Raw genomic sequence first — 25,815 nt, 5'->3', positions numbered from 1 at the left:
CCTCACCCGGCGGCGACCGAGGCCGTGAGGCGCGAGCCCCGCACGGTCTCCCGGCCCACCGCCACCACCGCGACGTCGACGGCCTCGCCGGCCGCGGTGGTGTAGCTCAGCGTCGGCCGGATCGGCGCGCTCACCGGCCCGGCACCGCAGAGGGCGCCCCCCGGCGCGGGGTCGTCGTCGGGGGAGGCGGCGTGCACCGAGATCGAGGAGATCGTCGCCGCGGCGAAGATGGGGGAGGCGACGGTCACCGTCGTCGCCCCTCGGCCGACCCCGCACTCGGCGGTCCCGGTCACGGCGGTGCCCGCGGGCACGCGCAGCACGATCTGCTGGTCCGGCGGTGCCGGCGACAGCGGGAGGGGCGTGCTGGCCGCGGTCAGGGCGGCGTCCCACGCCGCGGCGTCGAACGGGACGACGGCCGACGTCCACGGTGTGGTCGTGCTGCTGGCGGTGACGGTGCCGGCGGTCAGCCGTAGGCCAGGCCCGAGCATCTCGGCCCGGCCGTCCCGCTCGCGGCCGAGCACGAGGTCGCCCTGCTCGGTCCACCGGCCGGGGGAGTCCGCCGAGCCCAGCTCGGTCGACCAGCTGCCCAGCGCCAGGCCCCGGTCGCACGTCTCGTGCGTGGCCCGGACGACGCCTGGCACGAACGGCATGACCCCGAAGGCCTGGACGTCGGTGCCGGCCAGCGCGTCGACGACGGCGTGGCAGGCGCTCGCGATGCCGCTCCCGAGCACCCGCGGGTCGGGCGTCGCGCGGATGCCCAGCTCGGCCTCGATCTGCCAGTGCTCGCCGATGCTGCCCCAGGCATGGCCTTCCGGGTCACCGAGGCCCAGGGCGTCGCGGACGTCGTCCGGGATCGAGCCCCAGAGGCGCTCGGCGGCCTCGACCTCGGCGCGCGGTGTGCTGCAGCCGACCACCCCGGTGGCGACCAGCGCGAGCAGGACGGCGGTGCGGAGACGGCCCATGCCGCCACCCTGGCGCACCCGGGTGGCGGCAGGCCTGAGCAGAACTGCTCAGCCGGCGGCCGGCGCCAAGGTGATCGACACCGAGTTGATGCAGTAGCGGTCGCCGGTCGGGGTCTGCGGGGCGTCCTCGAAGACGTGGCCCAGGTGGCTGTGGCAGCTGCCGCACAGCACCTCGGTGCGGACCATGCCCAGCGACCGGTCGGACTTCAGCACCACGTTGTCCGCGCTGGTCGGCTCGTAGAACGACGGCCAGCCGCAGTGCGAGTCGAACTTGGTCTCGGAGCGGAAGAGCTCGGCGCCGCAGGCGCGGCAGTGGTAGACCCCGACGGTCTTCGTGTCGGTGTACTCGCCGACCCAGGGCCGCTCGGTGCCGGCCTGGCGGAGCACGGCGTACTCCTCGGGCGAGAGCTGGGCCCGCCACTCCGCGTCGGTCTTCACGACCGAGGGCTGCTTGTCGACATGCTGCGTCATGCACCCCACGGTACGACCGGCCCGCCACCCCCGCCCGGGTGCGGGCGGGGCGGTGAGGGGTCAGCCGAACAGCCGCAGGAAGCGGTCCAGCAGCTCCTGCCAGGGGGTGCGCAGGGTGATGGCGGTGCTCGCGTCCTCGCCGGAGGTCCCGGTCAGCACGACCGGCTGGTCACCGGCGCCCAGCAGCACCGGTACCCGCGGGGTCAGGGTCACCCGGCCGTCGGGCCCCGCCGTCCCGGAGCCGGCCGACCGGCCGCCGATGGTGGCGGTCACCCGCTCGCCCGGGGCGAACCCGGCACCGGTGACGGTGACGCGGTCGCCGCGGAAGGGCCGGGGCTCGGACACCGTCGCGGTGGCGGCGGTCTCCAGCGACAGGCCGATCACCGTGGGGTTGTGGTCGCTGGCCCGGTAGGGGTCCGGCGCGTAGAGGGGGTCGACGCCGGAGTCGTACTGGTAGGCGAAGGACTCGACCGCGTTGGTCTCCCACACGGTGAGGCCGGTCACCTGGGGGAGCAGCGACGCGGTGGCGAAGGCGTGGTCCAGCGACCCGGAACCGCCGTCGAACACGTAGCTGTACTGGTCGGGCGCGAAGGTCTCGCCCAGCTCCGTGTACCCGGCGCCCCGGACGACGTCCAGCGGGTCCTCGAACCGGTAGGAGTTGAAGTCGCCGGTCAGCAGCACGTCCGGGTCGCCGGTGGACTCGGCCAGCTGCTGGGCGAAGGCGACCAGCTCGGTGGCCTGCGCCGTCCGGTCGGCGTTGCAGTTGCCCGCCCCGCCGACGGCGGTGTCGTTGCCGGTCGCGCAGGCGCTGCCCTTGGACTTCAGGTGGTTGGCGACGACGGTGACCACGTCGGCCCCGGCCACCGTGGAGAACGTCTGCGCGATCGGGCTGCGGGCGTTGTCGAAGGTCGGGCTGGTGTAGGCCACCGGGTCGCCGACCGGGGTGACGACGTCGGTGCGGTGGATGATCGCGTTGGTGATCACGTCGCCGTCCTCGTGGGCCCGGGCGTAGTCCCAGTCGTGCCCGTCGGCGGCCTCCAACGCCGCCACCAGGGTCTCGACCGCGGCGTACGGGGTCTCCGGGGTGGTCACGGCGGAGTTCTCGATCTCGTGCAGCGTGATCACGTCGGCGTCCAGGGCCCGCAGCCCGGCGACGATCTTGGCCTGCTGCTCGGCCAGCTCCGCAGCGCTGGTGGCGCCCCGGGACTCCCCGCCGAACGTGACGAAGTAGTTGAGCACGTTGTAGTCGGCGATCCGCAGGTCGCCGCCGACCGGGGCCGGTGCGTCGGTGCGGGGGTTGGTCGGGGCGAAGGTGCTGTCCGGCGCGCCGGCGGCCGGCTGCAGCCGCCAGGTGCCGAAGCCCGCGCTGAGCACCACCGGGCCCAGCTGGGCGGTGTCGCCGATGCGGACCGGGTCGCCGGGCGCCAGGTACGGCGGCACGGTGCCGCGGCCCAGGCGGGCGGAGGAGCCGTCGTCCAGCGTGATCGACCGGGTCGCGTTGTCCGCGGCGACCGCCGCGGCGGCGGCACCGGGCTCGGCGGCCTGGGTGGGGGAGAGCAGGCGTCCGCCCGAGGACAGCAGCACCTCGCCGAAGCTGGTCAGGTCGAACAGCTCGGAGACGGTCAGGTCGGTGGCGGGGGCGACGAGCATGCCCTCCAGCGCCTCGCGGGTGGCGTCGTCGCTGGGCAGCGGCAGCGCGGCCGGCTCCGGCAGCGCTGCGGTGCCGCAGTCGGTGTAGGCGACCTGGGTCAGCTGGGTGACCGCGAGCGGGTCGTCGGCCGGGAACTCGGCGGCCGTGCCGGTCACCGTGACGACGTCGCCCAGGTCGACCGGGGCGCCCCCGGGTGCGTAGACGAAGACGGCGTCGGAGGTGGCGGGGTCGCCGTCCCCGGCGTCCTGCACGTGGAAGCCCTGGGCGCCGCCGTCCTGCAGGTCGGCGACGACGGTGCCGTGGACGCTCACCTGCTGCCCGGCGACGGGCGTGGTGGCGCCGGCGCCCTGCACGGCGCCGATCGGGGTCGCGGTGGCGTCGCAGGCGGGTCCGGTGGGCGTCGGCGGCGGGGTGCCGCCGGTGCCGCCGAACGTGGACGCCGTCGGGCCGACCCAGACCCCGTCGACCAGCTGCAGCGACTGGCCCTCCGGGGACCCGTCCTCCTGCACGCCGATGTCCCGGCTGGTCAGCCGGTCGGCCGGCCCACCGACGGCGGTGAGCACGCCCTCGTAGGACAGGAACTCGAGGACGGTTCCGTCGGCGGTGACCAGGGCCAGACCGTCGGGCGACCCGTTCTGGATGCCGACCGCCGGCACGACGGCGATGCCGTCGTCGGCGGCCGGGACGTCGAGGGTGGCGTAGGGCGCGCCGCCGTTGCCGTTGTAGAGCACGACCTGCAGGCCGGTGAGGTCGGCGGCGGTCGGCGCGGTCACCTCGACCGCCTCGCCGGTGTCCGCGCCGGCGTCGTCGTAGTGGATCTCGGTGATGCGGGCGTCGGCGGGTGCGGCGGCGGCCGGGGCGGCGGTGGCCAACCCGCCGGCCACCAGGGCGCACACGGCGACGCCGAGGACCGGCGCCGTTCTGGTCGTGGTCACGGTTCTCCTCGCAGGCGCACGCGCGGGCGGCCATCGGGTGGGCGGGGGATGTGCCGATCCTGTCAGCGCGCTGTGACCAGGTCCATGAACAACGGGTGACTTTCTTCGCCGGGGTCATGAGCTGCGCTCAGGGTCCGCCGCGCCCGACGGGCACCCCGTAACGTGGTCCGGTGCCCGACTTGCTGCCCGACTCCTGGTTCACCCGCGACCTGCCCGTCCTCCGGGCCGTCGCCCGGCTGGTCGACAGCCCCGAGCACGGGGGAGCGCCCTACCTCGGCCAGGTGGTGCCGGCCAGCGGGCTGCCCCGGCCGCAGGTCGTCGCCGCCGTCCGCGGGCTGGTCGACACCGGCTACGTCGCCGCGCTGACCAACGTCGCCGGCGACGTCGTCCGCATCACCGGCATCTCCGGCGAGGCCCGCCGGCTGACCGGGCTGTGGCCGACCCCGCAGTCGGAGTGGGAGCGGCTGGGGGAGCAGCTGGCCGCCCGGGCCACCGGTGCGGCCACCGATGTGGAGCGGGACCGCTGGCGGGCGCTGGCCGACGCCGCGACGGCCGTCGGGCCGGATGCCGGGGCGCTGCTGATGTCCGCGCTGATCGGCGGCTACGTGCCCCGCGCCCACTGAACGCAGCAGCGCCCCCCGACCCGGAGGTCGAGGGGCGCTGCCGGTGGTTCAGGTGGCTTGAGTCAGCCGCCGGTCAGGAGATCAGACCGGGTTGACGTTCGCAGCCTGCGGGCCCTTCTGGCCCTGCTCGACGTCGAACGAGATGCGCTGGCCCTCATCGAGCGAGCGGTACCCGCTGGTCTGAATCGCCGAGTAGTGGACGAAGACGTCCGGGCCGCCGCCATCGGGGGTGGCAAAGCCGAACCCCTTCTCGGCGTTGAACCACTTCACTGTTCCTTCGGGCATTGCTCGCTCCTAGCTGAGGTCGTACGTCGGGGTCCTGCCACTTACAGAGCCTTCCCGACGACTGAACCCTAACCACACGTGTCCAGTCCCGTCACCACCCGCCCCCCGCCGGGGTGTCCGAGGCGTGGTCGGGGTGCGCCGTCGGGTCAGCGGGTGATGCCCGTGTGACCCAGCGAGTAGCGCCCGGGCTGCGGCCAGACGCAGAGGCCGTGCGGCCCGTGGCCGACCGGGATGCGGGCGATCATGTGCCCGTCGACGGTGGACATCACGTAGACCTCGTCGTCGTAGCGGCCCGACAGCCACAGCTGGGTGCCGTCGGCGGTCACCCCGCCCATGTCGGGGCTGGACGACCCCGCGATGGGCCAGGTGGTGATCGGGGCGCCGGTGTCGGCGTCGAGCACGGACACGCTGCCCGCGTGCCGGTTGGTGACGTAGAGCTGGGTGGCGTCCCGGCTGAGGTAGAGGCCGTGGGCACCCGCCGCGGTCGGGATCTGGCCGATGACCTGGGTGGCCGCGCCGTCGAGCACCCAGAGGCCGCCCTGGTCGGAGTCCGCGATGTAGAAGCGGCTGCCGTCGGGGGCCAGCTTGACGTCCTGCGGGCCCATGTGGGTGTTCCGGGTCGGCATGTCGATCATCCGCAGCAGGGTGCGCGAGGGGACGTCGACGACGGCCACTCGGCCGGCGAACTCGCAGCTGAAGACCGCGGTGCGCCCGTCGGGGGTGAAGTCGGCGTGGTCGATGCCCGCGCAGTCGGGGATCTCCAGTCGGCTCTGCTCGACCCAGGTGTGCGGGTCGTAGAACACCAGGGTCCGGCGGGCCTCGGCCACCGAGATCGCCGAGCTGCCGTCGGGGGTCGAGTACATGTTGTACGGGTCGACCACCGGGATGCGGTCGCCCGGCTCCCCGGTGAGCGGGTCGATCGGGGTGATCGTGTTGCCCACGTCGTCGGTCGCGTACAGCGTCGTCATGTCCCAGGAGGGGACGACGTGCTGGACCTCTTGCCCGGCCGGGAACTTGCGCACCACCTGGAAGGTGCTGGGGTCGATCTCCCAGACCTCGCCGCTGTTGTGCGGCACGTAGACCATGGGCACGGCGGCGGCGGCCGCGGCGCTGAGCATGCCGGCGCCGGCCGACCCGTAGACGTTGCGGGCGTCGGCCACGGTGGGCATGCCGGGCAGCTGGTTCGCCACGGCCGGGGTCGGCGGCGAGGTCGTGGTGGGTGCCGCGGTCGTGGTCGGGGCCGCGCTGGGCGACGTCGTCGCCGACGCGGCCGGGTCCTCCATGGCCCCCGAGGAGCAGCCCCCCACCAGCAGGAGCGCTGCACCGAGGGCGATCAGCCTGCTTCGTCCGGTCCGCACATCGACCTCCGTCGCGCCGTCGCCCGGTGCGACGGCCGCACGTTCCTACACGAGCAACCTGGACGGGGCCGTCCCGCACAGGTGCGCGTCGTACGGTGCGTCCTCGTGACCCGAGAGATCGACCGGCGACGGGTGCTGGGTGCCGGCGGCCTGCTGAGCCTCGCCGGGGTGCTCGCGGCCTGCCGCGGCGGCAGCGCGCCAGCGGCAGCTCCGCCGGTGGCGACGACCCCGGCCACCGATGCCACCACCAGCACGGCCCCCGCGCCGACCACGCCCCCGGCTCCGGTGGCCAGCGACCTGCTCGACGCCGCCGGCACGTGCGTGCTCACCGCGGAGACGATCGCCGGCTCGACCTGGTTCGACGCGCACGCCGTGCGCAGCGACGTCCGCGAGGACCGCCCCGGGGTGCCGCTGGACCTGGCGTTCCGGGTGGTGCGGCTGCCGGACTGCGCGCCGGTCGACCAGGCCGTCGTCGACCTGTGGCAGTGCGACGCGCTCGGGGTGTACTCCGGCTTCGCCGGCGCGCTGCCCGGGCAGGGCGGCGACCCGGGCGGCCGGGACGAGTACGGGGACGCCCAGTCGGCGGTCACCGACCCGGGCACGGCCCTGCGCGGCACCCAGGTCACCGGACCGGACGGCGTCGTGCGCTTCGGCACCGTCTACCCCGGCTGGTACCCGACCCGCACGGCGCACCTGCACCTGAAGGTGCACCTGGCCGAGACCACGGTGCTCACCACGCAGCTGTTCTTCGACGACGCGGTCTCCGACGCGGTGTACGCCGGCAGCGACCCGTACCGCCAGCACGCCGGGCGCGACACCCGCAACGACGGCGACGCCTTCTACGACGCCACGGCGCTGCTGCGCACGGCCCCAGCCGCCACGGGCTGGCTGGCCGCGATCACCCTCGGCGTGCCGGCCTGACCCGGACCCTCAGCCGTCGACGCGGTTGCCGTCGTCGTCCCAGTGCGCGGCCACCTTCTTGCTGGGCTGCACCCGCGGCGGCTCACCAGGCATCTTGGGGTAGTCCGGGGGGAAGTTGAGCTCGCCGCCGGGCAGGGTCTCCCACAGCTCCAGCAGGGGTGCCAGGTCGTGGGCCACGTCGTCCATGCCGGCCCACGGGTCGCCGTCGGCCAGCCGCTCGGGGACGGTGTGCAGGTTGAGGGCCGCCGGGTCGTGGACCTCGGCCAGCTGTGCCCAGGTCACCGGGGTGCTCACCGGCGCGCCGGGTCGGGCGCGCAGGCTCCAGGCGCCGGCGATGGTGCGGTCGCGGTTGTTCTGGTTGAAGTCGACGAACACCCGCTCGCCGCGTTCCTCCTTCCACCAGGCGGTGGTGACGCCGTCGTCCCGGCGCTCGAGCTCGCGGCCCAGCCCGATCGCGGCGTGCCGGACGTCCTCGAAGGTGTGCTCGGGCCGGATGCGCACGTAGACGTGCACGCCCCGGTTGCCGCTGGTCTTGGCGTAGCCGCGGATGCCCAGCTCGGCGAGCAGCTCGCGGGTGGTGTCGGCCACCCGGCGGACGTCGGCGAAGGTGGTGCCCGGCTGCGGGTCGAGGTCGATGCGCAGCTCGTCGGGGTGGTCGACGTCGGGCCGCCGGACCGGCCACGGGTGGAAGGTCAGCGTGCCCATCTGCGCGGCCCACACCAGGTGGCCGGCCTCGGTGGGGCACAGCTCGTCCGCCGTCCGGCCGCCGGGGAAGGTGATGCGGGCCGTGCTGATCCACTCGGGGGCGCCCTTGGGCAGCCGCTTCTGGTAGAAGCCGTCGGCATCGGGGTCGCGGGGGCCGGTGGCCAGCCGCATGCCCTCGTGCCACCCGTCGGGCCAGCGCTCCATCGCCGTGGGGCGGTCGCCCAACGCCGCCAGCATGGGGCCGGCGACGCCGGCCACGTACTCGCAGACCTGGAGCTTGGTGACCTGCGGGGTGGAGTCCGTGGCGTCGTAGACGACCCGGCCCGGGCTCGACACCCGCACCTCCCGGCCGCCGACCTCGAGCACGACGGCGTCCTTGCTGCTGGCCATGCCCGGAGACTAGGGCGCGGGGACTAGGCCGGGCAGGTCAGGTCGGCCGTCGGCGCCGCGAGGTCGATCAGGTAGGAGTCGACGGCGGCCGTGACGCAGTCGGTCTTGGGGTAGGCGGTGTGCCCGCTGCCCTGCCAGGTCAGCAGCACGCCGGAGGCGAGGTCCTCGGCCATGTCGACGGCGCCGGGCAGCGGGGTGACCGGATCGCCCTGCGTGCCGATCACCAGGATGGGCGCGGCCCCCTCGGCGTCGCGGTCGGGCAGCGGGGTGCGGGGTGCGTCCCACGGGGTGCAGGTGTACAGCGACAGCGCGGAGTCCGCCCCGAACAGCGGGTACCGCGCACCCCAGTCGGCCACCAGCGTGCGGACGTCGGACTGCGAGTAGGACTCGTCGGTGTCGGAGCAGCTGATCGTGATGTTGGCGTCGATGGTGTTGGTGTAGGTGCCGTCCTCGCCGCGCCCGGTGAAGGTGTCGGCCAGGGTGAGCACCCCGGCGGAGTCGCCGGCCTGCGCGGCGGCCAGGGACTGCGCGAGCTGCGGCCAGGCGGCGGGGTTGTAGAGCGCCGAGCGGACGGCGGCCAGCACCAGCCCCGGGGTGGCCTGGCGGGTCTCGCCCTCGCGGCTGCTGGGGATCGGCGTGGCCTCGGCCTGGGTGAGCAGGTCACCCACGAAGGTGCGCGGGTCGGCACCGACCGGGCAGCCGCCCACCAGGCTCGTGCAGTTGGCGGCGAAGGCGTCGAACGCCGCCTCGAAGCCCTGCGCCTGGGCCTCGGCGGCGGACTGCCGGTCGGCGTCGGGGTCGACCGCGCCGTCGAGCACCAGGGCCCGCACGTTCTCCGGGTAGAGCTCGGCGTAGGTCGAGCCGAGGGTGGTGCCGTAGCTGTAGCCCAGGTAGGTCAGCTGGGTGTCGCCCAGGGCCTGGCGGACCCGGTCGAGGTCGCGGGCGGAGTCGACGGTGGAGAAGGCGCCCAGCCCGGCGCCGTAGGTGTCGGCGCAGCCCTGCGCGACGTCGTCGGCCAGCGCGAACGCGCTGTCCAGCTCGTCGGCGGTGCTGGGCCGCGGCTCGGAGGCCGTCAGCTGGTCCTTGGTGTCGTCGGAGATGCACTCGACCGGCTGGGACAGGCCCACGCCGCGGGGGTCGACGCCCACCACGTCGAAGCGGCCCAGCACGCCGTCGGGCAGCGTGAGGGCGGACTGCACGGCGGCGTCGGTCGCGGACAGCCCGGGCCCGCCGGGGTTGACCACCAGCGAGCCGATCCGGTCGGCCTGGGTGCCCGAGACCGCGCGGACGGCGAACAGCGACAAGGTGGGCCCGGTCGGGTCGTCGTAGCTCAGCGGCACCTCGATCTGCCCGCAGCCGAACGTCAGCGGGCGGTCGGCACCGGCCCGGCCGGCGATGATCGGCGCGATGTCGGCGGTGCAGTCGGACCACTCGACCGGCTGGACCGGCGTCTCGGTCGGCGTGGCCGACGCCGCGGAGGAGCTGGTCGCCGCCTCCTCGGTGGAGTCCCCGGAGGAGCAGGCGGACAGCACGACGAGGACGACGGCCAGCAGCGCCACCAGGACGGCGGGACGACGGGGAGGAGCGGTCACGGGGAACCACCCTAGGAGGGCCCCGCCCGTCACGCCCGTCCCAGGCGCCCCGCGTGGTCAGCCTCTCAGCCCCCGAGCACCTCGCCCAGGTCGTAGCTGACCGGGATGTCGAGCTGGTCGTAGGTGCAGTCGGCGGCGTCCTTGTCCGGGCGCCAGCGCTGGAACTGGCCGGTGTGCCGGAGCCGCTCGCCCTCGAGCTGGTCGTAGCGGATCTCGACGACCAGCTCGGGCCGCAGCGGCACCCAGGAGAGGTCCTTGCCGACGTTCCAGCGGCTCTTCGCGCCCGGCATGCGCTGCTCGCCGGATGCCTCGACCTGGGCGTTCGCCCACTCCTGCCACGGGTGGCCGGAGATCGCGTCGGCCAGGTAGGGCGTCAGCTCGTCGACCAGCTCGCCGCGGCGCTTGGTCGTGAAGGAGGCGGCCACCCCGATGTGCTGCAGCGCGCCGTCCCGGTGCAGGCCCAGCAGCAGCGAGCCCACCAGCGGGTTCTCGGGCGTCGAGGTCTTGTGCCAGCGGAACCCGGCCACCACGACGTCCGCCGTGCGCACGTGCTTGACCTTGGTCATCGTGCGCTGGTCGGGGGAGTAGGGGGCGTCGGCGGGCTTGGCCACCACGCCGTCCAGGCCGGCACCCTCGAACTCCTCGAACCAGCGGCGGGCGACCACGGCGTCGGTGGTCAGCGTGGTCACGTACACGGGTGCCTGCACGTCGGCCAGCGCCTCGCGCAGCCGGGCCTGCCGCTCGCGGAAGGGCAGCTCGAGCAGCGACTCGTCACCGAGGGCCAGCACGTCGAAGGCCAGGAAGGACGCCGGGGTCTCGGCCGCCAGCCTGTCCACCCGCGACTTGGCGGGGTGGATGCGCTGCAGCAGCGACTCGAAGTGCAGCCGGTCCCCGCGGGGGACGACGATCTCGCCGTCGAGCACGCACCGCTGCGGCAGCTGGGCCTTCACCGCCTCGACCACCTCGGGGAAGTAGCGGGTCAGCGGCCGTTCGTTGCGGCTGCCCAGCTCGACCTCGTCGCCGTCGCGGAAGACGATGCACCGGAAGCCGTCCCACTTGGGCTCGTAGAAGAAGTCGCCCTCGGGCACCTCCTTGGCGGCCTTGGCGAGCATCGGCTTGACCGGCGGGTTCACGGGCAGGTCCACCCGTGCAGTCAAGCAGCCCGGGCCGTCGGCGGGGACGGCCCGGGCGCCCTCGTCAGCCGGTGGCCAGCACGGCGGCGGACTCGGCCGGCAGGGTGACCGTCCCGCCGTCCAGGGTGGGCAGCTCGCCGGTCGCGAGCAGCACCTCGGTGGCCGGGCGGTCCAGGTCGACCTCCCGCGGCTCGGCGGCCAGGTTGACCACCACCCGCAGCGACCCGCGGTGGACCACCAGCCAGCGGTCGGCGTCGTCCCAGTCGACCTGCACCCGGGTGAGGTCGGCGTCGACCAGCTCCGGCCGGGCCCGGCGCAGCGCGAGCAGCGCGGTGTGCAGCGCCAGCAGGTCGGCGTGCGGACGCTGCTCGAGCTCGGACCAGTCCAGCTTCGAGCGGGTGAACGTGCCCGGGTCCTGCGGGTCGGGCACCTCGTCGGCGTCCCAGCCGTGCTCGGCGAACTCGCCGATCCGGCCCTCGGCGGTCGCCTTCCCCAGCTCGGGCTCGGGGTGGCTGGTGAAGAACTGCCACGGGGTGCCGGCGCCCCACTCCTCGCCCATGAACAGCATCGGGGTGAACGGGCTGGTCAGCGTGATGGTGGCACCGACGGCGAGCAGCCCGGGGGAGAGGGTGGCCGAGATGCGGTCACCGGTGGCCCGGTTGCCGATCTGGTCGTGGTCCTGCAGGTAGGCCAGGAACTTCCAGCCGGGCAGCCGGTCGGTGTCGACCGGGCGGCCGTGGTGCCGCTTGCGGAACGACGACCAGGCGCCGTCGTGGAAGAACGCCCCGGTCAGCACCTTGGCCAGCCCGCCGAGGCCGCCCTCGGCGAAGTCCCGGTAGTAGCCCTGGCCCTCGCCGGTGAGCACGGCGTGCAGCGAGTGGTGGAAGTCGTCGCTCCACTGCGCCGTGAGCCCCAGCCCGCCCGCGGCCCGCGGGGTGACCATGCGCGGGTCGTTGAGGTCGGACTCGGCGATCAGCGTGAGCGGCCGGCCCTCGGTGACGCTGAGCGCGTCGACCTCGGCGGCCAGCTCCTCGAGCACGTGCGTGGCCCGCTCGTCGACCAGCGCGTGCACGGCGTCCAGCCGGAGGCCGTCGACGTGCATGTCGCGCAGCCACATCAGCGCGTTGTCGATGACGTAGCGCCGGACCTCGTCGGAGTGCGGACCGGACAGGTTCACCGAGTCGCCCCAGGTGTTCGCCCCGCCCTCGCTGAACACCGGGAAGAACTCGGGCAGGTAGTTCCCGGAGGGGCCCAGGTGGTTGTAGACGACGTCCTGGATGACCGCGAGGCCCCGCTGGTGGCAGGCGTCGACGAACCGCTGGTAGCCCGCGGGCCCCCCGTAGCCCTCGTGGACGGCGTACCAGGCGACGCCGTCGTAGCCCCAGTTGTGCGTGCCGTTGAACCCGTTGACCGGCAGCAGCTCGACGAAGCCGACGCCCAGCTCGACCAGGTGGTCCAGCCGGGTCACCGCGGCGTCGAAGGTGCCCGCCTCGGTGAAGGTGCCCACGTGCAGCTCGTAGACGACCCCGCCGGCCAGCGGGCGGCCGGTCCAGGCCCGGTCGCCCCAGCGGTACCCGCTCGGGTCGAACCGGCGGGTGAGGCCGTGGACGCCGTCGGGCTGGCGACGCCCCCGGGGGTCGGGTCGGGCCGGGGTGGTGTCGTCGAGCAGGAAGCCGTAGTCGGCCTCCGGCGCGGCGGGCACCGTCGCCCGCCACCAGCCGTCGTCGTCCCGGGTCATGTCGTGGACGGCGCCGTCGACCTGCAGGCGCACGCGCTCGGGGAGCGGCGCCCACACGGCGAAGTCGGCGTTGTCGGTGCTCATGCTGGTTCCTCGGTTCTCGGGGGTGGCCGTCAGTCGCGGACGAGGAGCGCGACGGGGAGGGCGGTGAGCAGGTCGGCCAGCGGCGCCCCGTGGAGGTCGGAGACGACCCGGGTGCCGGTGAGCAGGTCACGCCAGCCGCCGTGCGGGAGCTGCAGCGCGGTGTCCCGCCAGCCGCCCTCGGCCGCCAACCGGACCGGCAGCCGGGTGGCCACGGTGACCACCCCACCGCGGTCGAAGGCCACGGCGTGGTCGGCGGCGGGCCCGGTGACCTCGACGGGCGAGTACCCGGCGAACGCCGCGGGGGAGTCCCGGCGGTGCCGCAGCGCCCGCGAGACCACCAGCAGCTTGGCCGCGCCGGTGGCGTCGACGGCGGGCACGGTGCCGCCGTCGAGCTCGGCCAGCAGGGTGCGGCGCTGCGCGTAGTCGACCGGACGGCGGTTGTCCGGGTCGACCAGCGAGAAGTCCCACAGCTCGGTGCCCTGGTAGACGTCCGGGACGCCGGCGATCGTCAGCTGCAGCAGCTTCTGGGAGAGCGAGTTCGACCAGCCGTACGGGGAGATCCGCTCCACGAACGCGTCGACCTCGGCCCGGGTGGTCGGGTCCTCGAACGCGGCGTCGACCATCGCGTGCAGCGAGGCCTCGAACTCCTCGTCCACGGCCGTGTAGGTCGTCGAGGTGCCGGCCTCGCGGGCCGCCTTCTCCGCGTAGGCGTGCGCCCGCTCGGCCGACAGCGGCCACGCGCCGACCAGGTTCTGCCAGATCTGGTGGGCCAGCGGGCGGTCGGCCAGCGGGTGCCGGGTCAGCCACCCGCGGACCAGGCCGGCCCACTCACCGGGCAGCTCGGCGAGGACCGCCAGCCGCGCGCGGACGTCCTCGCTGCGCTTGGTGTCGTGGGTGGACAGCGTGGTCATCGACGCCGCCCTCCCGTCGGCGCGCTCGGCCTGGGCGGCGTGGAAGTCGGCGACGGGCAGCCCGAACCGGGTCGGGTCACCGCCCACCTCGTTCAGCGCCACGAACCGGGACCACCGGTAGTAGGCGCTGTCCTCCACGCCCTTAGCCATCACCGGGCCCGACGTCTGCTCGAACCGGGTGGCCAGCTCGGTGTGCGGGGTGGCCAGCAGCGGGTGCAGGCCGTCGACGGCCGCGGTGAGGTCCGGACGGCGCTCGCGGACGGCCGCCACCGTGCTGTCCAGGTGCGCGCGGCCCTCGGGCAGGTAGGTGCGGTAGACGTCGAAGCAGGCCAGCAGCTCGGCCAGCGCCTCGGTCACCTGCGCGGGCTCGACACCCGGGAGGTCACCGACGAGCCGGGCCAGCCGCTGCACCTCGGAGCCCAGGATGCCGTCGGTGACCTCGCGCTTGGTGCCGTGCACCAGCTCGGCGTAGTCGACGGCCCGCCCGGCGATCTCGGTGTCCAGCGCGGTGAACGCCGGCTCGCCGGCCGGGTCGACCAGGACGCCGTCCACCTCGGCCAGGGCGTCGTAGCCGGTGGTGCCGGCCGTCGCCCACCCGGACGGGAGGTGCTCGCCGGGCTCGAGGATCTTCTCCACGACCGTCCAGCGGTGGTCGCTGAGCTCGGCGAGCCGGTCCAGGTACTGGCCCGGGTCGGCGAGGCCGTCGGGGTGGTCGATCCGCAGCCCGTCGACCGCCCCGTCCGCCAGCAGCTCGCGGACCAGCGCGTGGGTGGCCTCGAAGACCCGCTCGTCCTCGACCCGCAACCCGGCCAGGGTGTTGATGGCGAAGAACCGGCGGTAGTTGAGGTCGCCGTCGGCCCGCCGCCAGTCAACGAGCTCGTAGTGCTGCCGGTCGTGCACCTCCTGCGGCGTTGCCGGGTCGTCATCGGTGGGGCCGGTGCCCGGGGCGATCGGGAAGCGGTGCTCGTAGTAGCGGAGCTCGCCGTCCTCGACCGTCAGCTGTGCGAGGTCGTCGGCCGAGCCGAGGACCGGCACGCGCACCCGGCCACCACCGGCGGCCCAGTCGACGTCGAAGGCGTGCGCGTGGGGGCTGTCGGTCCCCTGCTCGAGCAGCGACCACCACCAGCCCGCCGCGTGCGCGTCGTCGACGCCCATGTGGTTGGGCACGAGGTCCAGCACCAGGCCCAGGCCCCGCTCGTGCAGCGCGGCCACGAACCGGTCCAGCCCCGGGCGGCCGCCGCGCGCCTCGTCGACGTGCTCGTGGTCGGTGGTGTCGTACCCGTGGCTGGAGCCCTCGGCCGACCGCAGCAGCGGCGAGGCGTAGGCGTGGCTGACGCCCAGGTCGGCGAGGTAGCCGGCCAGCGCCGCGCCGTCGTCCAGGGTGAAGTCGGCGTGGAACTGCAGCCGGTACGTGCCGCTGGGGATCCCGCCGCTCACGAGACGCTGCGCAGCACGACCATGGCCCGACCCTTGACGGTCAGGACGTCACCGGCCTGGCTCTCGTTGGGCTCGACCGGGCCGAACTCGGCGGTGTCGACGACGACCGACCAGACCGGTGCGTACTCCGACGAGGGCAGCGTGAACTCGATGTCCTCGTGCCAGGCGTTGAACGCGAGGATGAAGCAGTCGTCGGTCACGGCGTCGCCGCGCTCGTCGGTGGACCGGATGCCGTTGCCGTTGAGGTAGACCGCCACGCTCTTGGCGTAGTGGGCGTCCCAGTCCTCCTCGGTCATCAGGTCGCCGGACGGGGTCAGCCAGGCGATGTCGGGCACCGGGTCGCCCTCGCCGCGGCCGACCGGTCGGCCGTTGAAGAACCGGCGGCGGCGGAACGTCGGGTGGTTGTTCCGCAGGTGGGTGACCAGCTTGGTGAACTCGACGAGGCCCTCGTCGACGTCGGACCAGTCGATCCAGGTCAGCTCGGAGTCCTGGCAGTAGCCGTTGTTGTTGCCGCCCTGGCTGCGGCCCAGCTCGTCGCCGTGCAGCAGCATGGGCACGCCCTGGCTGAGCATCAGGGTCGCGATGAAGTTGCGGCGCTGCTGGGCGCGCAGCGCGAGGACCTCGGGGTCGTCGGTCTCGCCCTCGACCCCGCAGTTCCAGCTGCGGTTGTGGCTCTCGCCGTCGTTGTTGCCCTCGCCGTTGGCCTCGTTGTGCTTCTCGTTGTAGGAGACGAGGTCGTTGATGGTGAAGCCGTCGTGGGCGGTGACGAAGTTGATGCTGGCCACCGGCCGGCGGCCGGAGTGCTGGTAGAGGTCGGCCGACCCGGTGATCCGGCTGGCGAACTCCCCGACCGTGGCGTCCTCGCCGCGCCAGAAGTCGCGCACCGTGTCTCGGTACTTGCCGTTCCACTCGGTCCACAGCGACGGGAAGTTGCCGACCTGGTAGCCGCCGTCGCCGACGTCCCAGGGCTCGGCGATGAGCTTGACCTGGCTGACGATCGGGTCCTGGTGGACCAGGTCGAAGAACGCCGAGAGCTTGTCGACGTCGTGCAGCTCGCGGGCCAGCGTGGAGGCGAGGTCGAAGCGGAAGCCGTCGACGTGCATCTCGGTGACCCAGTAGCGCAGGGAGTCCATGATCAGCTGCAGCGACTGCGGCTGGCGGACGTTGAGGGAGTTCCCGGTGCCCGTGTAGTCCATGTAGAACTGCTGGTCGTCCTCGACGAGCCGGTAGTAGGCCTGGTTGTCGATGCCCTTGAACGACAGGGTCGGGCCGTTGTGGTTGCCCTCGGCGGTGTGGTTGTAGACCACGTCGAGGATCACCTCGATGCCGGCGTCGTGCAGCGTGCGGACCATGCCCTTGAACTCCTGCACGGCCATGCCGGGGCCCTGGTTGCTGGCGTACTCGTGGTGCGGGGCGAAGAACCCGATCGAGTTGTAGCCCCAGTAGTTGCGCAACCCCTTCTGCTGGAGCGTGTCGTCCTGCACGAACTCGTGGACCGGCATGAGCTCGATCGCGGTGATGCCCAGGTCGGTCAGGTGCTCGATGATCGCCGGGTGCGCGATGCCGGCGTAGGTGCCGCGCAGCTCCTCGGGGATGCGCGGGTGGGTCATCGTCAGGCCCTTGACGTGGGCCTCGTAGATGACCGACTTGTGGTAGGGGGTGCGGGGGAGCCGGTCGCTGCCCCAGTCGAAGTAGGGGTTGATCACGACCGACTTCGGCATGTGCGCCGCGGAGTCGTCGTCGTTGCGCTCCTGGGTCTCGAAGTCGTAGCCGAACAGCGACGGGTCCCAGTCGATGCCGCCGTCGACGGCCTTGGCGTAGGGGTCCATCAGCAGCTTGTTCGGGTTGCACCGCTGGCCCTGGTCGGGGTCGTAGGGCCCGTGCACGCGGTAGCCGTAGCGCTGCCCCGGCTGCACGCCGGGCAGGAAGGCGTGCCAGACGAAGGCGTCCATCTCGGGGAGGCGGATGCGCTCCTCGTTGCCGTCGTCGTCGAACAGGCACAGCTCGACCTTCTCGGCCACCTCGCTGAAGATCGCGAAGTTCGTGCCGGTGCCGTCGTACGTCGCCCCGAGGGGATAGGCGGTACCTGGCCAGACCTGGGTGGTCATGTGGTCTGAGTTCCTCCTGCGCTGGGCGGCCGCGGTGGATCCGGGGCCGGTGGGGCGGTGCTGCGAGAGCGCCGGTGCCCAGGGGCCACGGGCACCACACCTGGTGCCGGTGACGATCGGGTCACGACGACCCGGGACGAGTCTGCCGTGACCGGCCCGGGTCCGCCGGGTGTGGCCCCGCCGGCCCCGTGGGGGCCCGGTCGCGGGGACCCGGGGACGACGAAGCCCCTCGGGCCGGTGGCCGGAGGGGCTTCGTGGACGACGGCCGGTGGCCGCCGCGGTGACGCCAGGACGGGAGCCGGCCGTGCCCGGGGATCCCGGGTGGTACCGGAGCGTCGCGGCCGTCCGCGGTACCCGCCGGAGCGGGCCGTGCGGCGCGGGTGACGACGTCCCCGTGGTCCTGCAGCACCCACGCTAAGCAGGCCGTTCGCGGCGCGCAAGCCCTCGGGCGAGAAGAGTCACATCCGTGTAGTTACGCCACTGTGGTCCCACGGGTGCCGCGGGACGATCCGGTCGACCCGGCGGTTCTGTCGGTACCCGGTCCTACATTCGGTCCGTGAGCACCACGACGGACCTCCGGCCCACCCGCGGCACGTTCGAGGTCATCAGCGAGTTCCAGCCCTCGGGTGACCAGCCGACCGCCATCCGCGAGCTGGCGGCGGCGGTCAACGGCGGCCAGAAGGACACCGTGCTGCTCGGTGCCACCGGCACCGGCAAGTCGGCGACCACGGCCTGGCTCATCGAGCAGGTGCAGCGCCCGACCCTGGTCATGGCGCCCAACAAGACCCTCGCGGCCCAGCTGGCCAACGAGTTCAAGGAACTGCTGCCCAACAACGCGGTCGAGTACTTCGTCTCCTACTACGACTACTACCAACCCGAGGCGTACGTCCCGCAGACCGACACCTACATCGAGAAGGACTCCTCGATCAACGAGGAGGTCGAGCGCCTGCGGCACTCCACCACGCAGAGCCTGCTCACCCGTCGCGACGTCGTCGTGGTCTCCACGGTGTCCTGCATCTACGGCCTGGGCACCCCGCAGGAGTACGTCGACCGGGCCCTGAAGATCTCCCTGGGCCAGGAGCGCGACCGCGACGAGCTGCTGCGCACGCTGGTCACCGAGCAGTACACCCGCAACGACCTGGCCTTCACCCGCGGCACGTTCCGGGTCCGGGGCGACACCATCGAGGTGTTCCCGGTCTACGAGGAACTCGCCGTCCGCATCGAGATGTTCGGCGACGAGGTCGAGCGGCTCTACTACCTGCACCCGCTCACGGGTGAGGTGGTCCGCGAGGTCGAGGAGCTCTACGTCTTCCCGGCCACCCACTACGTGGCCGGGCCCGAGCGCATGGAGCGGGCCATCGGCGGCATCGAGGCCGAGCTCGAGGCCCGGCTGGCCGAGCTCGACAAGCAGGGCAAGCTGCTCGAGGCCCAGCGGCTGCGCATGCGCACCACCTACGACATCGAGATGATGCGCCAGGTCGGGTTCTGCTCGGGCATCGAGAACTACTCGCGGCACATCGACGGCCGCGGCGCCGGCTCCGCCGGTGCCTGCCTGATCGACTACTTCCCCGACGACTTCCTGCTGGTGATCGACGAGTCGCACGTGACGGTGCCGCAGATCGGCGGCATGTACGAGGGCGACATGAGCCGCAAGCGCACCCTGGTCGACCACGGCTTCCGGCTGCCCTCGGCGATGGACAACCGCCCGCTCAAGTGGGAGGAGTTCACCGACCGCATCGGCCAGGCCGTGTACCTGTCGGCGACACCCGGCAAGTACGAGCTGGGCCGCACGCAGGGCGAGTTCGTGGAGCAGGTCATCCGGCCCACCGGGCTGGTCGACCCCGAGATCGTCGTCAAGCCGACCAAGGGCCAGATCGACGACCTGGTGCACGAGATCCGCACCCGCACCGAGAAGGACGAGCGGATCCTGGTCACCACGCTGACCAAGAAGATGAGCGAGGACCTCACCGACTACCTGCTCGAGCTGGGCATCAAGGTGCGGTACCTGCACTCCGAGGTCGACACCCTGCGCCGGGTCGAGCTGCTGCGCGAACTGCGGCAGGGCGAGTACGACGTCCTGGTCGGCATCAACCTGCTGCGCGAGGGCCTCGACCTCCCCGAGGTGTCGCTGGTGGCGATCCTCGACGCCGACAAGGAGGGGTTCCTGCGGTCGGGCACCTCGCTGATCCAGACCATCGGCCGGGCAGCGCGCAACGTGTCAGGCCAGGTGCACATGTACGCCGACAAGATCACCCCGTCGATGGCCCAGGCCATCGACGAGACCGGCCGGCGGCGCGAGAAGCAGATCGCCTACAACAAGGAGAAGGGCGTCGACCCGCAGCCGCTGCGCAAGAAGATCGTCGACATCCTCGACGGCATCTACAAGGCCAGCGAGGACGCCGAGCGGGCCACCGAGGAGTTCGGCGGGTCGGGCCGGCAGCAGTCGCGCGGCAAGGCGCCGGTGCCCGGGTTGTCGTCGAAGGCCAAGGGCAAGAAGGCGGGGGCCATCGACGTGGAGGGCCTGCCGCGCGCGGCCCTGGCCGACATGATCACCGAGATGAACGACCAGATGCTGGCTGCGGCCCGCGAGCTGCAGTTCGAGGTGGCCGCCCGGCTGCGTGACGAGCTCAACGAGCTGAAGAGGGAGCTGCGCCAGTTCGACCAGGCCCACGCCTGACCCGACCGTCCGGCCGGGGGCGCGGGGAGCACGGGGAGGCAGCGCCGGGCGGAGGTGGGGCAGGGCCGCGGGGGGATGGTCCGCTGCAGACCGCGGACCATCCCCCGGCACGGTGGACCGTGCTCGTGATCAGCCCCGGGGACCACCACCGGCGGGTCCACCGCCTGCTGCGGGGCCACCGCCACCGGGTGCCGCCGGACCCGCGGCCGGGCCACCTGCGGCCGGGTCATCAGCGGCTGGGCCGCCCGTGGAGGTGTCTCCGCCGTCGGTGCCGCGGTCGTCCGGCGCGCCGTCCGGGGCGGTACCGGGGTCACCGGCGGGGGTGTCGGTCGTGGACCCCGTCCCGGACCCCGTCGTGGAACCGTCGCCGGACGAGCCGTCGTCGGTGGGCACGGTGCTGGTGACCGATCCCGCCGGTGCGGTGCTCGACGAGTCGGCCGGGCTCAGCGCCGCACCCACCGCCACCCCGCCGACGGCCACGGCCGCCACGGCCACGAGGCCTACAGCCGCCAGGACCAGTCGCCGGCGCCGGTGATCCGGACGGTCACCCGTGGCGGCCGGCCCGGCGACGGCGTCGACGGTCGGCTGCTCGGTGGTGGGTTCGTCCCGGGTGCCCAGGGCCCACGGGCCGACGACGTGCGTCGGCCGGCGGCCGCCGGGCAGGTCCGGGCCGACGGCGGGGAACTCCGTCGTGTCGCCGTCCCGCCAGCTCATCGCGGTCCCCCTCCGGTCGGCAGGTGCAGACCTGCGGAGGGCACGTGGACCACGCGCAGGGCGTGGTCGGCGGCGTCGGAGGCCAGGCCGCCCAGCTGGGACGTGCGGGCGGTGGCCAGCCACTGCCCGCCGACACCGGGGTCCAGGTCGAGCACCGACAGCACGAGCCCGACCAGCACGAAGGCCAGCAGCAGCCCCCCGACGGCGCCGGCGGCCCGGTCGAGCACGCCGAGGTGCAGCCGGGCCACCAGCCCGGCCAGCAGTCCGCCGGCCGCACGCCCGAGGCCCGAGCCCAGGGCGGCCACCACCAGGACCCCCAGCACGGTGACCACCACGCGGGTGGCGCCCACCAGGGAGCCGGTCAGCAGCGGGACCAGCGCGGCCCCGACGGCGAGACCGACCACCAGCCCGACGACGGAGCCGGCCAGCCGCAGGCCTCCCCGCCGCCAGCCGGCGACGGCGCCGCCGGCCAGCAGCAGGACGAGGGCCAGGTCGACCCAGAGAACGGTGGTCATCGCGGCCCGTCGGTGGACTCGTCGGCGACCACGGAGCGCCCGTCGTCGGTGGCGGTGCCGTGCAGGTGCACGTCGTCGCCCACCGAGGGCAGCGAGGAGAGCGCGGCGGCGTCGACCTCCACCCGGAGGCCGGGGGTGGTGACGACCGTGAGGTCTGTGCCGTCGACCGAGACGACGGTGCCGTCGACGGTGGCGACCACCTCGTGCACCTCGACCGCTGCGCCGTCGGCGACCCGGACCTCGACCCGGTCGCCGACCGCGATGTCGTCGACGGACCCGGCTGCCGGGGCTGCCGGCGCTGCGGGGGCACCGGTGCTGTCGGAGCTGCCGCCCTCGGCCGGGGCGGCCGGCGCGCTGCCGTCGGCCGGCGCCGCCGGGGCGGAACCGTCGGCCGGGGCGGCCGGGGTGGAGCCGTCGGACGGGGCGGCAGGAGCGGAGCCGTCGGACGGGGCGGCGGGGGCGGAGCCGTCGGCCGGGGCGGACGGGCCGCCGGGACCACCGGCACCGGGGCCACCGGCGGCCGGGCCGCCGTCGGGGCCGCTGGTGGGGCCGCCGCCGAAGCGGGTGTCGTCGGACAGGGTCAGCTCGTGCTCGGTCCCTGTGTCGTCGGTGACGGTGAGCGCGGAGTCCGACACCGCGGTCACGGTGCCGACGACCCGGTCACCGGCCGCCGGGGCAGCGGGGGCGTCGGCGGAGGTGCCGGCCTCGGGGGTGGTGCTGGGGGAGTCGGTGCCGTCGGCCAGGGCGATGCCGCCGCCGAGCAGGACGGCGCCCGTGGCGGTGCCACCGACGACGGCGGCGGTCCAGCGGCGGGTGCGGGCGGTGCGGGTCACAGGTCCTCCTGGGGGATGGCCGTCCCGGGGTGGAACGGCATGTCCCCACCGTGGGTGCCGACCCTGAACCCACCCTGAAGTCGGCGCCCGCGGGCCGCTTCTTCAGCGCGGCTTCAGGTGGGGGCAGGCACCATCGCTCCCGTGCAGAGCGAGACGAGGCCCCGGGTGCTGGTGGTCGAGGACGAGACGGCGATCCGCGAGGGCGTGGTCACCGCGCTGGCCGACGAGGGCTGCGTGGTCGAGGGCCGCGCGGACGGCAGCACGCTGTCCGCCGACCTGACCGGCTTCCGCCCGGACCTGGTGGTGCTGGACGTGATGCTGCCCGGCCGCGACGGTCTGGAGCTGGCCGGCGACGTCCGACGCGCGGGCGACGCCGGCATCGTCGTCCTCACCGCCCGCGACGCCGTGCCCGACCGGCTGGCCGGCTTCGCGGCCGGTGCCGACGACTACCTGGTGAAGCCCTTCGCCATGGCCGAGCTCGTCGCCCGGGTGCGTGCCGTGCTGAACCGACGCGGCCGCTGGCCGGGCGCGGTGGAGGTCGGCGACCTGGTCGTCGACGAGCCGGCGGGCACCGCCACGCGTGCGGGTGCCCGGCTGGACCTCACCGCCACCGAGCTGCGCCTGCTGGGCTACCTGGTCGGCAACCGCGGCCGCACCGTGTCCAAGACGCAGATCCTCACGCAGGTCTGGGGCTACGGGGACTACGACCCGAACCTGGTGGAGGTGCACGTCAGCGCGCTGCGCCGCAAGCTCGAGGCGCACGGCGACCGGCTCGTGCACACCGTCCGCGGCCTGGGCTACACGGTGCGCACGTGACCGCACCCGGCCTGCGCACCGCATCGCTGCGCCGCCGGCTGAGCCTGTGGGTGCTGGGCCTGCTCGCGGTCCTGCTGGTCGTCCTCGGGGTGACCGTCGACCTCGTGCTGGGCGCCAACCTGCGCAGCGACCTGCGGGAACGGCTGGTCGACCGGGCCGAGATCGCCCAGACGCTGGTGGACCAGGGCCGCTCCGACGAGGAGGTGGTCAGCGCGGTCACCGGGGACACCGTGCAGGCCCGGCTCGAGACCGCGGACGGCGAGGAGGTCGGCCAGATCGCCGACCCGCCCGCGGGACCGGCCGGGGGTCCGGCGTCCCGCCCCGGGCCGGCCGCTCCAGCACCGGACCCCGGCGCCGTGGTGGACACCGGCGACGCGTACCTGCTGCAGACCGAGCTCTCCGACGGGTCGCGGCTCACCCTGGTGGCCGACCAGAGCCCGATCACCGACGCGGTGACCCAGCTGCGGTGGGTGCTGCTGCTGGGGTCGGCCGTCACGCTCGCGCTGGCCGCGTTGCTGGTCAGCGCCACCGTCGGGCTGGGGTTGCGACCGCTGGGCCGGATGACCACCCTGGCCCGCTCGATCACCTCGGGGGACCGCGGGCGACGGCTGCGCCCCGACCGGCCGCAGACCGAGCTGGGCAGCACGGCCGCCGCCTTCGACGACATGCTCGACGAGCTGGAGGGCGCCGAACGGACGGCACGGCGGGCCGAGGCGGGCATGCGCGACCTGCTGGGGGACGCCGCGCACGAGCTGCGCACCCCGCTGGCCGCCGTCCAGGCCTCGGTGGAGACGGTGCTGCGCAGCGACCCGCCGCGGGACCGGCGGGAGGAGCTGCTGGCCGGTGCGGTGCGGGAGCTGCAGCGGTCGGCCCGTCTCGTGGGGGACCTGCTGGACGTCGCCCGGTTCGACAGCGGTGACGCCCCGGCGCTGCAGCGCCGCCCGACCGACCTGGTCGACCTGGCCCGGCGGAGCGCCGGGCGGGTCGGGGGACCGGTGCGGGTGACCGGTGACCCGGTGGGCGCCGACGTCGACCCCGACCGCGTCGCCCAGGTGCTGGACAACCTGCTGCGCAACGCGGTCCGCGCGGCGGGTCCGGCCGGGTCGGTGCAGGTCCGGGTCACCGGCGACGGCGGCTGGGCGCAGGTGGACGTGACCGACGACGGCCCCGGCGTGCCCGCCGACCAGCGCGAGCGGGTGTTCGACCGGCTGGTGCGCCTGGACGCCGCGCGGGGTCGGGACGGCGGGGCCGGGTTGGGGCTGCCGATCGCGCGGGCCCTGGCGCGGGCGCACGGCGGGGAGGTGTCCTGCGAGCCGTCGGTGCGGGGTGCGCACTTCCGGGTGCGGCTGCCGGTGACCCCGCTCACCGGCTGAGCGGGAACCCAGCACCACCTGTGCTCGTTCACCGTTCCGAGTCCGCCGCGCGGTGTGGTTGCCGTTTGCAATCGCAGCACATCGCGCACAACGGACTCGCGTGGAGGGGAGTATCCCCCGCGGCAGATGTCGTCAACACGGGACCGCCATCGGTCCCCGGCGCTGCCGGCCGATCCCTCGGGGGTCGGCGGGAGAGACCTCCGGTGCCCGTCTGCAGAACACCGGAGGAATCCCTTGGACGTCCCGCTCTGGGTATGGGGCCTGACCGTCGCCGCGGTCCTGGCCATGATCGTGTTCGACTTCGTCGGACACGTCCGCACGCCGCACGCCCCCTCGTTGAAGGAGTCGGCCACCTGGTCGGCGATCTACGTCGGCATCGCGATCCTGTTCGGCCTCGGCGTGCTGGTCTTCGCCGGCGGCACCTTCGGCGGTGAGTACTTCGCCGGCTACGTGACCGAGAAGGCGCTCAGCGTCGACAACCTGTTCGTGTTCGTGCTGATCATGGCCAGCTTCGGCGTGCCGCGCGAGCTGCAGCAGAAGGTGCTGCTGTTCGGCATCGCGTTCGCGCTGGTGCTGCGCACGATCTTCATCTTCGTCGGTGCCGCGGCCATCGAGAACTTCAGCTGGGTCTTCTACCTCTTCGGCGCGATCCTCATCTACACCGCCGTCGTGCAGGCCCGCAGCGGCGGCCACGACGAGGAGGAGGAGTTCAAGGAGAACGGCGTCCTCCGGTTGGTCAAGAAGGTCGTGCCGACCACCGAGGAGTACCACTCCGACCGGCTCACCACGAAGATCGACGGCAAGCGCTTCATCACCCCGCTGATGATCGCGCTGATCGCCATCGGCACCGCGGACATCATCTTCGCCGTCGACTCGATCCCGGCCATCTTCGGCCTGACCCAGGAGACCTACCTGGTGTTCGCGGCCAACGCGTTCTCGCTGCTGGGCCTGCGCCAGCTGTTCTTCCTCATCGACGGGCTGCTGGACCGCCTGGTGTACCTGGCCTACGGCTTGGCCGTGATCCTGGGCTTCATCGGGATCAAGCTGGTCATCCACGCGCTGCACACCAACGAGCTGCCCTTCATCAACGGCGGCGAGCACATCACGGTGATCCCGGAGATCCCGACCTGGCTGTCCCTGCTGGTCATCCTGGTCACGCTGGTCGTCACCACAGTGCTGAGCCTGCGCAAGAACAAGAAGGACGAGGCCGCCGGGCTCACCAGCCCGACCGGCGCGGGGGACAAGGGTGCCGGCCGCGACGGCCTGCACGCCCAGGGCCCCGGCGACCGCGACGGCAGCCCGGCCGGTGCTCGCGGCGAGGCGCCGCCGTCCGGTCGCACCGCCGCCGTCACCGACGGCACCCGCGGGGACTGACCTCCCGCTGACCCGAGGGGCCCACCGGACGACGTCCGGTGGGCCCCTCGGCGTGTGGGGACCGACACCTGCGGAGCGCACGGCCGGCGCACAGGGACCGCCGTAGGGTGTCCCGACGTGGAACTCCCCGTCTGGTTCGAGATCAGCACGTTCGTCGGGCTCACGGTGCTGCTGCTGGCCGACCTGGCCATCGTGGCCCGCCGCCCGCA

Annotated in this window: 20 protein-coding genes; 6 read left to right on the top strand and 14 right to left on the bottom strand. The window is 73.7% G+C overall.

Features of this window, described 5'->3' with window-relative positions:
* Positions 1-2: 2 nt before the first annotated feature.
* From BLS67_RS20950 to BLS67_RS20940, 3 genes are read right to left on the bottom strand one after another with little or no spacing between them, the layout of a single operon-like run.
* A complete protein-coding gene (locus BLS67_RS20950) occupies positions 3-962 on the bottom strand; it encodes a hypothetical protein (RefSeq protein ID WP_131801811.1) in 960 nt (319 codons plus the stop codon).
* A gap of 48 nt (positions 963-1,010) precedes the next feature.
* Positions 1,011-1,433: a peptide-methionine (R)-S-oxide reductase MsrB gene (gene msrB, locus BLS67_RS20945; protein ID WP_091249524.1), complete on the bottom strand. Its 423-nt coding sequence runs from the start codon at positions 1,431-1,433 to the stop codon at positions 1,011-1,013.
* Positions 1,434-1,493: 60 nt separating this feature from the next.
* The gene (locus BLS67_RS20940; protein WP_091249520.1) at positions 1,494-4,019 is read right to left on the bottom strand and encodes an ExeM/NucH family extracellular endonuclease; all 2,526 of its coding nucleotides are present in this window, start codon (positions 4,017-4,019) and stop codon (positions 1,494-1,496) included.
* A gap of 170 nt (positions 4,020-4,189) precedes the next feature.
* Here BLS67_RS20940 and BLS67_RS20935 point away from each other — a divergent pair, with 170 nt between their 5' ends.
* Entirely contained in the window at positions 4,190-4,642 is a 453-nt protein-coding gene (locus tag BLS67_RS20935; protein WP_091249515.1) for a hypothetical protein, read from the top strand.
* Positions 4,643-4,723: 81 nt separating this feature from the next.
* Here BLS67_RS20935 and BLS67_RS20930 read toward each other — a convergent pair whose 3' ends face one another.
* Positions 4,724-4,927: a cold-shock protein gene (locus tag BLS67_RS20930; protein ID WP_055766945.1), complete on the bottom strand. Its 204-nt coding sequence runs from the start codon at positions 4,925-4,927 to the stop codon at positions 4,724-4,726.
* A 146-nt stretch (positions 4,928-5,073) separates the two neighbouring features.
* The gene (locus BLS67_RS20925; RefSeq protein ID WP_091249512.1) at positions 5,074-6,285 is read right to left on the bottom strand and encodes a YncE family protein; all 1,212 of its coding nucleotides are present in this window, start codon (positions 6,283-6,285) and stop codon (positions 5,074-5,076) included.
* Between the two features lie 105 nt (positions 6,286-6,390).
* Between BLS67_RS20925 and BLS67_RS20920 the strand changes: the two genes are divergently transcribed.
* The gene (locus tag BLS67_RS20920; RefSeq protein WP_207500782.1) at positions 6,391-7,206 is read left to right on the top strand and encodes a dioxygenase family protein; all 816 of its coding nucleotides are present in this window, start codon (positions 6,391-6,393) and stop codon (positions 7,204-7,206) included.
* A 9-nt stretch (positions 7,207-7,215) separates the two neighbouring features.
* On the opposite strand, the gene BLS67_RS20915 is transcribed toward BLS67_RS20920, so the two are convergent.
* The 6 genes from BLS67_RS20915 to glgX all read right to left on the bottom strand — a co-directional run bounded on the left by BLS67_RS20915 (position 7,216) and on the right by glgX (position 17,304).
* The gene (locus BLS67_RS20915; RefSeq protein ID WP_091249506.1) at positions 7,216-8,301 is read right to left on the bottom strand and encodes a DNA polymerase domain-containing protein; all 1,086 of its coding nucleotides are present in this window, start codon (positions 8,299-8,301) and stop codon (positions 7,216-7,218) included.
* 23 nt (positions 8,302-8,324) lie between these two features.
* Positions 8,325-9,893, bottom strand: a complete 1,569-nt coding sequence (locus BLS67_RS20910; protein ID WP_242654246.1) for an alpha/beta hydrolase — start codon at positions 9,891-9,893, stop codon at positions 8,325-8,327.
* 65 nt (positions 9,894-9,958) lie between these two features.
* Positions 9,959-11,038 (bottom strand): ATP-dependent DNA ligase, encoded by a 1,080-nt coding sequence (locus tag BLS67_RS20905; RefSeq protein WP_091249503.1) that lies wholly within the window; start codon positions 11,036-11,038, stop codon positions 9,959-9,961.
* 52 nt (positions 11,039-11,090) lie between these two features.
* On the bottom strand, positions 11,091-12,848 hold the full coding sequence (gene treZ, locus BLS67_RS20900) for a malto-oligosyltrehalose trehalohydrolase (RefSeq protein WP_091249499.1): 1,758 nt from the start codon (positions 12,846-12,848) through the stop codon (positions 11,091-11,093).
* Positions 12,849-12,877: 29 nt separating this feature from the next.
* Positions 12,878-15,196 carry a malto-oligosyltrehalose synthase gene (gene treY / locus BLS67_RS20895; RefSeq protein WP_207500780.1) on the bottom strand — a complete coding sequence of 773 codons (2,319 nt, stop codon included), beginning with the start codon at positions 15,194-15,196 and terminating at the stop codon, positions 12,878-12,880.
* Positions 15,193-17,304, bottom strand: coding sequence for a glycogen debranching protein GlgX (gene glgX / locus BLS67_RS20890; RefSeq protein ID WP_091249496.1), 2,112 nt, complete (start codon positions 17,302-17,304; stop codon positions 15,193-15,195). Before glgX ends, treY begins: the two co-directional genes overlap by 4 nt.
* 556 nt (positions 17,305-17,860) lie before the next feature.
* Between glgX and uvrB the strand changes: the two genes are divergently transcribed.
* A complete protein-coding gene (gene uvrB, locus BLS67_RS20885; protein WP_091249493.1) occupies positions 17,861-19,981 on the top strand; it encodes an excinuclease ABC subunit UvrB in 2,121 nt (706 codons plus the stop codon).
* 129 nt (positions 19,982-20,110) lie between these two features.
* Here uvrB and BLS67_RS20880 read toward each other — a convergent pair whose 3' ends face one another.
* Genes BLS67_RS20880 through BLS67_RS20870 form a run of 3 tightly spaced genes read right to left on the bottom strand, consistent with a single transcriptional unit; the run spans position 20,111 to position 22,043 of the window.
* Positions 20,111-20,695 carry a hypothetical protein gene (locus tag BLS67_RS20880; RefSeq protein ID WP_091249492.1) on the bottom strand — a complete coding sequence of 195 codons (585 nt, stop codon included), beginning with the start codon at positions 20,693-20,695 and terminating at the stop codon, positions 20,111-20,113.
* A complete protein-coding gene (locus BLS67_RS20875) occupies positions 20,692-21,210 on the bottom strand; it encodes a CvpA family protein (protein ID WP_091249491.1) in 519 nt (172 codons plus the stop codon). The genes BLS67_RS20880 and BLS67_RS20875 overlap by 4 nt, the downstream gene beginning before the upstream one ends.
* Positions 21,207-22,043: a hypothetical protein gene (locus BLS67_RS20870; RefSeq protein ID WP_091249487.1), complete on the bottom strand. Its 837-nt coding sequence runs from the start codon at positions 22,041-22,043 to the stop codon at positions 21,207-21,209. Before BLS67_RS20870 ends, BLS67_RS20875 begins: the two co-directional genes overlap by 4 nt.
* Before the next feature lie 141 nt (positions 22,044-22,184).
* On the opposite strand from BLS67_RS20870, the gene BLS67_RS20865 reads away from it, so the two are divergent.
* The 3 genes from BLS67_RS20865 to BLS67_RS20855 all read left to right on the top strand — a co-directional run bounded on the left by BLS67_RS20865 (position 22,185) and on the right by BLS67_RS20855 (position 25,606).
* Positions 22,185-22,859, top strand: coding sequence for a response regulator transcription factor (locus BLS67_RS20865; protein WP_207500779.1), 675 nt, complete (start codon positions 22,185-22,187; stop codon positions 22,857-22,859).
* Positions 22,856-24,232: a HAMP domain-containing sensor histidine kinase gene (locus tag BLS67_RS20860; protein ID WP_091249481.1), complete on the top strand. Its 1,377-nt coding sequence runs from the start codon at positions 22,856-22,858 to the stop codon at positions 24,230-24,232. The genes BLS67_RS20865 and BLS67_RS20860 overlap by 4 nt, the downstream gene beginning before the upstream one ends.
* Before the next feature lie 234 nt (positions 24,233-24,466).
* Entirely contained in the window at positions 24,467-25,606 is a 1,140-nt protein-coding gene (locus tag BLS67_RS20855) for a TerC family protein (protein ID WP_091249478.1), read from the top strand.
* Positions 25,607-25,815: the final 209 nt, after the last annotated feature.

The sequence above is a fragment of the Klenkia soli genome (assembly GCF_900103975.1).
In the GTDB taxonomy this organism is placed as follows: Bacteria; Actinomycetota; Actinomycetes; order Mycobacteriales; family Geodermatophilaceae; genus Klenkia; species Klenkia soli.
The sequence above is the reverse complement of the archived record's forward strand: the minus strand, read 5'-3'. Positions and strand labels throughout refer to the sequence as shown.

Coding starts and splice junctions, on each gene's coding strand:
- BLS67_RS20880 (WP_091249492.1), bottom strand. CDS start 20,695: ATGAGCTGGCGGGACGGCGACACGACGGAGTTCCCCGCCGTCGGCCCG.
- BLS67_RS20915 (WP_091249506.1), bottom strand. CDS start 8,301: ATGGCCAGCAGCAAGGACGCCGTCGTGCTCGAGGTCGGCGGCCGGGAG.
- glgX (WP_091249496.1), bottom strand. CDS start 17,304: ATGACCACCCAGGTCTGGCCAGGTACCGCCTATCCCCTCGGGGCGACG.
- msrB (WP_091249524.1), bottom strand. CDS start 1,433: ATGACGCAGCATGTCGACAAGCAGCCCTCGGTCGTGAAGACCGACGCG.
- BLS67_RS20875 (WP_091249491.1), bottom strand. CDS start 21,210: ATGACCACCGTTCTCTGGGTCGACCTGGCCCTCGTCCTGCTGCTGGCC.
- treZ (WP_091249499.1), bottom strand. CDS start 12,848: ATGAGCACCGACAACGCCGACTTCGCCGTGTGGGCGCCGCTCCCCGAG.
- BLS67_RS20930 (WP_055766945.1), bottom strand. CDS start 4,927: ATGCCCGAAGGAACAGTGAAGTGGTTCAACGCCGAGAAGGGGTTCGGC.
- BLS67_RS20950 (WP_131801811.1), bottom strand. CDS start 962: ATGGGCCGTCTCCGCACCGCCGTCCTGCTCGCGCTGGTCGCCACCGGG.